General features: G+C 47.1%; 2 protein-coding genes. Both read right to left on the reverse strand.

Translation table 11 applies throughout. The features are described from left to right. On the reverse strand, positions 1-599 hold a 599-nt coding region (locus ACTHUM_RS12930), incomplete at its 3' end, for a histidine phosphatase family protein (protein ID WP_440403048.1). Positions 600-690: 91 nt separating this feature from the next. Next, a partial coding sequence (locus ACTHUM_RS12935; protein WP_440403049.1) for a PEP/pyruvate-binding domain-containing protein occupies positions 691-1827 on the reverse strand: 1137 nt, incomplete at its 5' end.

The raw sequence follows: 1827 nt of genomic DNA on the forward strand, positions 1-1827 counted from the left end.
ATATGAAAACCGCTTTCACTATCGTATTTCACAATACTGATCGAAGTATTCAATAATGACACGGATTTACCCTCATCACGATGGTTTTCCCAAGTCGCTCCGCCTAATAAAGACAATAAAAGCCGCAAGGTATGGCCATGCGATACCACTAAAATATTGGCTCCCGATTGATGTACCTTAATGATATCGTAAAGGGCGGCCATTGCACGTACTGCTAATTGTTCAAAGGTTTCGCCACCATTGCTTAATGCTTTATAAGCTGCCGGGTCATTGGTCAGTTGTTTGAATTCGGTTAGCTTCCGCAAGTCATCGATCTGCATACCTTCCCAACTTCCAAAAGATTGCTCATTTAGTCCACAGTGCTGAAAAAGAGGGATGGGACGCTGGCCGATAATATGGCCAGCCGTATCAATGGCACGTTGTAAAATACTGGAATAAGCAGCGGTAAATTCTACTTGTTGTAGCGCTACGCTGGCTTTTAGAGCTCCTGTAATTCCTTGTTCGGTCAGTGGTGAATTGCCTGATCCCTGCAAAAGCCCCTGTTCGTTCCATTGGGTACGGCCATGGCGAATAAAATAAAAAGTGAGTTGTTTTGACATCATAGTTCCTTGGAGAACGGGAAGTATAGGGTATAACTAATTCATGATGCAAAGGCCGTCTGAAACGATAATTTCAGACGGCCTTTTTACTTTAACGTGTGCCGTTTAGATAAGGTCGTGCCTGGAGGATGACAAGCTTACCATTGTCAAACGCCCATTCGATGTCCTGCTCACCATTAGCAAATAGCTGTTTGATTTGTTGGCCGGTTTGGTCAAGGTGACGTATTTGTTCTTGATTCATTACATTGCCACTGGTTACAGGCACCTCGCGTACTCCACCATTTTTATCTAGTTGCAACGCTGTGGTTTCATTAGAGGAGCTGAGACGTTGTACAGAATCATTGCGACGGTTATAGACTACCTGTTCGGCTACCCGTTTGCCCTCAACGACACGAATACCCAACCCGTGTTTGGCGGCAATGTAGGCGCTGTTTTTCTGAGCAGTATCATAAGGATTGATGGTAACCAACACACCGGAGAGATCTGCATTGATGCTTTGTTGTACGAAGACACTCATTTTCACGCTATCGTGAGGCAGTCCGGCAATACGGCGGGCTTCGTATGCGCTGTAATTGAAAACGGAGGCCCAAGATTGCTTCACTGCTTCGGCCAACGCGTTTTCATCGGTAACATTTGGCACGGTGGTGTACAGCCCTGCGCCGCTGAAATTGGGCAGGTCTTCGGAATTAGAGGAGCTGCGGACAAACACGCCTTTGCTGTTTAATTGATTGCGCCATTGCTCAGCCCATCTGCGCTTCCATTCTGACGGGATTTCGGCATCGGTAATTTTTTTCTGCAGTGTGAGTAAAGCAGTGCGGCGCTTGCGGTTGTCTCCATCACTTTGCGTTTCGATTTGTGCCAGTATTGTTGCATTAATACCCAGCCTAACCATCATGGCTTGATAGTAGGCAAACGGAATGCAGAATCCGTCAGGAACGTTGCTGCCTGCAATATGGGCACGGATATGGCCGAGGTTGGCAGCCTTACTGCCGCAGTAACGGCTGTCATCACGGCGCAGGTTTGCCAAAGCCCTAAGGCCATAATCGGAAACATCAGGTTGGGGCAGGGTAAGGCCGTCTGAAAAGCTTTTACTGGTAGTGTTCCGGTTGGTTTGGACAATTCGGTATTGTTTAGCAGTCGCTTCAAATTCGATACGACGGCCAATATATGGGGTTAGGATTTTTTCTGCGTCTTTAAGGTAAATATTGGGAATCCCCCAGCCGCGTGC

It is taken from the genome of Neisseria sp. P0021.S006 (assembly GCF_051956895.1).